At 55.9% G+C, this 6717-nt stretch carries 5 protein-coding genes; 4 read left to right on the forward strand and 1 reads right to left on the reverse strand.

The window, feature by feature from the left end; translation table 11 throughout:
* Positions 1 to 56 precede the first annotated feature (56 nt).
* Genes ACWYRJ_RS20100 through xylR form a run of 3 tightly spaced genes read left to right on the forward strand, consistent with a single transcriptional unit; the run spans position 57 to position 3969 of the window.
* Positions 57 to 1598: a xylose ABC transporter ATP-binding protein gene (locus ACWYRJ_RS20100; protein ID WP_455508500.1), complete on the forward strand. Its 1542-nt coding sequence runs from the start codon at positions 57 to 59 to the stop codon at positions 1596 to 1598.
* Positions 1576 to 2757, forward strand: coding sequence for a xylose ABC transporter permease XylH (gene xylH, locus ACWYRJ_RS20105; RefSeq protein WP_041911621.1), 1182 nt, complete (start codon positions 1576 to 1578; stop codon positions 2755 to 2757). Before ACWYRJ_RS20100 ends, xylH begins: the two co-directional genes overlap by 23 nt.
* Positions 2758 to 2790: 33 nt before the next feature.
* Complete coding sequence (gene xylR / locus ACWYRJ_RS20110; RefSeq protein WP_021242460.1) at positions 2791 to 3969, forward strand: D-xylose utilization transcriptional activator XylR; 1179 nt, start codon at positions 2791 to 2793, stop codon at positions 3967 to 3969.
* 39 nt (positions 3970 to 4008) lie between these two features.
* On the opposite strand, the gene ACWYRJ_RS20115 is transcribed toward xylR, so the two are convergent.
* On the reverse strand, positions 4009 to 4833 hold the full coding sequence (locus tag ACWYRJ_RS20115; protein WP_115876675.1) for a protein bax: 825 nt from the start codon (positions 4831 to 4833) through the stop codon (positions 4009 to 4011).
* Between the two features lie 314 nt (positions 4834 to 5147).
* On the opposite strand from ACWYRJ_RS20115, the gene ACWYRJ_RS20120 reads away from it, so the two are divergent.
* Positions 5148 to 6717, forward strand: a 1570-nt coding sequence (locus ACWYRJ_RS20120; protein WP_455508501.1) for an alpha-amylase, incomplete at its 3' end; no start/stop codon positions are given.

A 6717-nucleotide genomic window follows, 5' to 3' on the forward strand; every position in this document is an offset into this window, starting at 1 on the left:
CTTTGCGGGGGCGCATCACGTTGTACTGTTCTTCCCTCGGGTTATGTGGAGCAGTTATGCCTTATTTACTTGAAATGAAAAGCATCACCAAGCGCTTCGGCACGGTGAAAGCCGTCGATAACGTCAGCCTCCGGTTGAACCCCGGCGAAGTGATTTCGCTGTGTGGCGAGAACGGCTCGGGGAAGTCGACGCTGATGAAAGTACTGTGCGGGATCTACCCGCACGGCAGCTATGAAGGCGAAATCGTCTTTGCCGGTGAAGTTATCCAGGCGACTCACATTCGTGATACCGAACGTAAAGGCATCGCCATCATCCACCAGGAGCTGGCGCTGGTGAAGCATCTCACCGTGCTGGAGAACATTTTCCTTGGGGTCGAAATTTCCCGCCACGGCGTACTGGATTACGACACCATGACGCTCCGCTGTGAAAAGCTGCTGGCGCAGGTGAGCCTCAGCATTTCACCAGATACCCGCGTGGGTGACCTGGGCCTTGGGCAACAGCAGCTGGTCGAAATAGCGAAAGCGCTCAATAAGCAGGTCAGGCTGCTGATCCTCGATGAGCCTACAGCCTCGCTCACCGAACAGGAAACCGCGGTTCTGCTCAATATCATCCGCGATCTGCAAAACCACGGCATCGCCTGCATCTACATTTCACATAAGCTGAACGAGGTTAAAGCCATTTCGGATACCATCTGCGTGATCCGCGACGGGCAGCACATCGGCACGCGTGAAGCCGCCGGGATGAGCGAAGATGACATCATCACCATGATGGTAGGGCGCGAGCTTACGGCGCTCTACCCGAATGAGCCTCACACCAAAGGTGATGAAGTGCTGCGCGTGGAAAACCTGACCGCGTGGCACCCCGTTAACCGCCACATCAAGCGCGTCAATAACGTCTCGTTTTCCCTTTACAGCGGTGAAATTCTTGGGATTGCTGGCCTCGTCGGTGCCGGGCGCACCGAAGCCGTACAGTGCCTGTTTGGCGTGTGGCCGGGGCGCTGGGAGGGCACGGTTTATATCGACGGTCAGCCGGTGAAAATAGACAACTGCCAGCAGGCGATTGCCCACGGCATTGCCATGGTGCCGGAAGATCGTAAGAAAGACGGCATCGTACCGGTGATGGCAGTGGGTAAAAACATTACGCTTGCGGCACTCGATCGAGTCTCCGGCGCGCTGAGCAGCCTGGACGACGCCGCCGAGCAGCAGTGCATCCTCCAGTCGCTTGCTCGGCTGAAGGTCAAAACCTCCTCGCCGGAGCTGGCGATAGGCCGCCTGAGCGGGGGAAACCAGCAGAAGGCGATTCTGGCGCGCTGCCTGCTGCTTAATCCACGCATATTAATCCTTGATGAACCGACGCGCGGGATTGATATCGGTGCCAAATATGAAATCTACAAACTGATTAATCAGCTTGTACAGCAAGGGATTGCCGTCATTGTCATTTCGTCTGAGTTACCCGAAGTGCTCGGCCTGAGCGACCGCGTGCTGGTCATGCACGAGGGAAAACTGAAAGCCAACCTGATTAACCAGAACCTGACGCAGGAGCAGGTGATGGAAGCCGCTTTAAGGAGCGAACGTCATGTCGAAAAGCAATCCGTCTGATATCAAAGTCGCCGTTCCGACGCCCGGTGCATTCGCGGGGCTAAAAGCGCTTAACCTGCAGGTTTTCGTGATGATCGCGGCCATTATCGTCATCATGCTGTTCTTTACCTGGATGACCGATGGCTCGTACTTAAGCGCGCGAAACGTCTCCAACCTGCTCCGCCAGACCGCCATCACCGGCATCCTGGCCGTGGGCATGGTGTTCGTGATTATCTCCGCGGAGATCGATCTGTCGGTCGGGTCGATGATGGGACTTCTCGGTGGCGTGGCGGCGATTTTTGACGTATGGCTCGGCTGGCCGCTACCGCTGACCGTGGCGGTTACGCTGGTGCTGGGTCTGGTTCTGGGGGCCTGGAACGGCTGGTGGGTAGCCTATCGTAAAGTGCCGTCGTTCATTGTCACCCTGGCAGGGATGCTGGCCTTCCGCGGGATCTTAATCGGCATCACTAACGGCACCACCGTCTCCCCGACCAGTGCAGCCATGTCGCAGATTGGTCAGAGTTACCTCTCAGACAGCATAGGCTTTACTATCGGCGTGGTGGGATTGCTGGCGTTTGTCGCATGGCAGTGGCGTGGACGCATGCGCCGTCAGGCGCTGGGGCTGGCTTCTCCGGCGTCAACCTCGGTGGTGGGGCGTCAGGCGCTCACGGCGGTCATTGTGCTGGGCGCCATCTGGCTTTTAAACGACTATCGCGGAGTCCCGACCCCCGTCCTGCTGCTGGCGCTTTTACTGCTGGGCGGCATGTTTATGGCCACGCGCACCGCGTTTGGCCGCCGTATTTATGCCATCGGCGGCAACCTTGAGGCTGCTCGCCTCTCAGGTATCAATGTCGAGCGCACCAAGCTGGCGGTCTTCGCCATTAACGGCCTGATGGTCGCTATCGCCGGGCTGATCCTCAGCTCGCGTCTGGGCGCCGGTTCTCCCTCCGCCGGTAACATCGCCGAGCTGGATGCTATCGCCGCCTGCGTCATTGGCGGCACCAGCCTCGCAGGGGGTATCGGTAGCGTGGCGGGCGCGGTCATGGGGGCATTTATCATGGCGTCGTTGGATAACGGGATGAGTATGATGGACGTCCCGACGTTTTGGCAGTATATCGTCAAGGGGGCCATTCTTTTACTGGCAGTCTGGATGGACTCGGCCACCAAGCGACGGGCCTGATAACGGTATTGTGACTTAATTAGGAAGTGAGCCATGTTTGAAAAGCGTCACCGCATTACGTTGTTATTCAATGCCAACAAAGCCTACGACCGTCAGGTGGTGGAAGGCGTGGGTGAATATTTGCAGGCGTCGCAATCCGAATGGGATATTTTTATTGAAGAAGATTTCCGCACCCGTCTGGAGAACATCAAAGACTGGCTGGGCGATGGCGTTATCGCCGACTATGACGATCCCGTCATCGAACAGCTGCTGACCGACGTCGACGTGCCGATCGTGGGCGTCGGCGGCTCCTACCATTCGCCCGAACACTATCCTCCGGTTCACTATATTGCCACCGATAACCATGCCCTGGTCGAGGCCGCGTTTCTCCATTTAAAAGAGAAAGGCGTCCACCGCTTTGCGTTTTACGGCCTACCCGCCACCAGCGGCAAGCGCTGGGCCGTTGAGCGTGAACACGCGTTTTGCCAGCTGGTCGCGCAGGAGAAGTATCGCGGCGTGGTCTATCAGGGGCTGGAAACCGCGCCGGAAAACTGGCAGCACGCGCAAAACCGCCTCGCTGACTGGCTGCAAACGCTGCCGCCGCAAACCGGTATCATTGCCGTGACGGACGCGCGTGCGCGCCACGTGCTGCAGGTCTGCGAACACTTACATATTCCGGTGCCCGAAAAGCTGTGCGTGATTGGCATTGATAATGAAGAACTGACCCGCTATCTGTCCCGCGTGGCGCTTTCCTCCGTTGCTCAGGGCACGCGTCAGATGGGCTATCAGGCGGCGAAGCTGCTGCATCGCCTGCTCGATAAAGAATCACTGCCACTTCAGCGCCTGCTGGTGCCTCCTGTTCGCGTCGTAGAACGTCGTTCAACCGATTATCGCTCCTTAAGCGACCCGGCCGTTATTCAGGCCATGCACTATATTCGCAACCACGCCTGCAAAGGGATTAAGGTCGATCAGGTGCTGGATTCGGTGGGTATTTCGCGTTCGAATCTGGAGAAGCGTTTTAAAGAAGAGGTGGGCGAAACTATTCATGCCGTCATCCATGCTGAAAAGCTGGAGAAAGCACGCAGCCTGCTCATCTCCACATCGCTGTCGATCAACGAAATCTCGCAGATGTGCGGTTACCCGTCGCTGCAATATTTTTATTCGGTGTTTCGCAAAGAGTATGACACCACGCCGAAAGAGTATCGGGATCGCCACAGCGAGGTGCTGATCTAGAAAAGAAAACGCCTTCCAGTGGAAGGCGTTTTTTTGAGATTACATATGGGCGGCGATTAAGCGCTGGTTATCCTGGTACATAGCAAACAGATAGTTGTTATAGCTCTGTCCCTTCGTCGAATACCCTTTCAGCTTGTGGATCATCGTACTGGCCGTCACTTCCTGGTCCGCTTTACGCAGCTGAGCGCGTGATTTCCGGAACGATGAGTAGGCCGGGTGCGTGTTCAGATTCACCACATAGGCGCTAACGGAATCTTTCACGGATTCAAACTGGGAATAGCCTTTCACCTTGCCCGGCGCATTAGTACAACGGCCTTTCACGCATTTCATGCCGAAAAGATTGTTGTTGCTACGCGCAAGCTTAGAAGTCCCCCAGCCGCTTTCGGCTGCAGCCATGGTCGCAACCATACTGCCTGGGATGATATCCACACGCTCAAGGAGAGCATTCCACGGCACACGACGCGTGTTACCGTTCCAGCTCAGCTTGTAGCGCCTGGTGATATCCTTCAGACGCGCGCGCTCGGATGGCGACCAGCGGCTATCGTACTGTTTGGAAATCAGCCAGTTACGATCCGCAGTAATCGCGGCATTTTGACTCGTGATGTAAGGCATTACCGTCCGGAGAAACGCTTTTTTCCGTGGTGTTCCGGAAGGGTATTTTCGCAAATCAGGAAGTGAACTACTCTTTGCACTATTGCGAGAATACTCTTGTTTACTGCTAACCTTACTACTTGTCGTCTTTATTACGTGGGCTTTCTTACTCGTTGTATCCGTGTGCGTCTTCGCAAGCACCTCACCCGAAAATGCCGTGGTGAGTAACATGAGTATCGCAGCCCCATATCGTCGAATGGGAGTCGATATCATTAGGTCTCCTGGTCGGATGTAATCATCCTAACACCTTATTTTTTTCACAAATTTGAGAGCGGAATCTCAAATCATATCAAAAATAGACTTCAAGAGCACGTATAGAAATAGTCCAATTCCGAAACTATGTCACCTGAAACTTGCTCATAAAAACATCATTCCACAAAAACTGTGTGCGCTATCGCAGATAACTGCCTAATTTTGCGCGAGATCACTCATCCTCACGCATCCTCCTGGCGGAAAGCGACAGGGGATGAGTTTTTGCCCCTTGTCTGATGGCACACTGGTCAAAAATGCCGCGACAGGAAAAAGGAATGAAACGTACCGCATTAGCCTTTCTGATGTTACCCGCACTGGCGCATGCCGACTGGTCATCGCCAGGGTTTAGCGCATTTAGCGCCGAAGGCACCGGGATCTTCACCAGCCAGGCAAAGCTTGCGAAGGGTACGCGTCCTCTTACGCTGAGTTTTGACAAGACGTGCTGGCAGCCTACAGGCGCGATAAAACTCAATGAGATGCTGTCGCTCAAGCCCTGTGACGGCACGCCGCCGCAGTGGCGCCTTTTCCGCGACGGTGAATACCAGATACGGATTGATACCCGCTCCGGCACGCCCACCCTACTGCTGACGATTCTGAGCGCCGCAGAACAGCCGGTTGCAAACGTCATCCGTCAGTGTCCGAAGTGGGACGGTAAGCCGCTGACGCTGGACGTCAGCCATACCTTCCCGGAAGGCTCCGTCGTGCGCGACTACTACAGTAAACAGACGGCGACGGTGCAGAATGGAAACATCACTCTGCAGCCAGCCGTCAACAGTAACGGCCTGCTGCTGCTTGAGCGCGCCGAAACCGACAGGCCTGCGCCGTTTAGCTGGCAAAATGCCACCGTCTATTTTGTGCTGACCGACCGCTATGCGAATGGTGACCCGGGTAACGACAACAGCTACGGTCGCCATAAAGACGGTATGCAGGAGATAGGCACCTTCCACGGTGGTGACCTCAAGGGACTCGCCGGCAAGCTCGACTACCTGCAGCAGCTGGGAGTGAACGCGCTCTGGATAAGCTCCCCGCTTGAGCAGATCCACGGCTGGGTCGGCGGTGGCACCAAAGGAGATTTTCCTCACTACGCCTATCACGGCTACTACACCCAGGACTGGACAAAACTCGACGCCAACATGGGCACCGAAGATGATTTACGCCATCTTGTCGACGAAGCGCACAAGCGCGGGATCCGCATTCTGTTCGATATCGTTATGAACCACGCTGGCTATGCCACGCTGGCAGACATGCAGGAGTATCAGTTTGGAGCCCTGTACCTGCAGGGTGATGTACTTAAAAAGACGCTGGGAGAACGCTGGACGGACTGGAAGCCGGGCGCGGGACAAAGCTGGCATAGCTTCAACGACTACATCAACTTCAGCGACAAGGCCGCATGGGAAAAATGGTGGGGTAAGAAATGGATCCGTACCGACATCGGTGATTACGATAATCCCGGCTTCGACGATTTAACGATGTCGCTGGCGTTCTTGCCCGACCTGAAAACGGAATCCACCGTCCCTTCCGGGTTACCCAATTTCTATCAACACAAGCCCGATACCCACGCGAAAGCTATTCCGGGCTATACCCCGCGCGACTACCTGACCCACTGGCTCAGCCAGTGGGTACGTGACTACGGCATCGACGGTTTCCGGGTGGATACGGCGAAACACGTTGAGCTTGCGGCCTGGAAACAGCTGAAAGACCAGGCAAGCCAGGCACTGGCTGCCTGGAAAGGCGCTCACCCGGATAAAAAGCTCGACAACGCACCGTTCTGGATGACCGGGGAATCCTGGGGCCACGGCGTCATGCAGAGCGATTATTACCGCCACGGCTTCGATGCGATGATCA

The sequence above is a fragment of the Enterobacter sp. genome, from assembly GCF_977039595.1.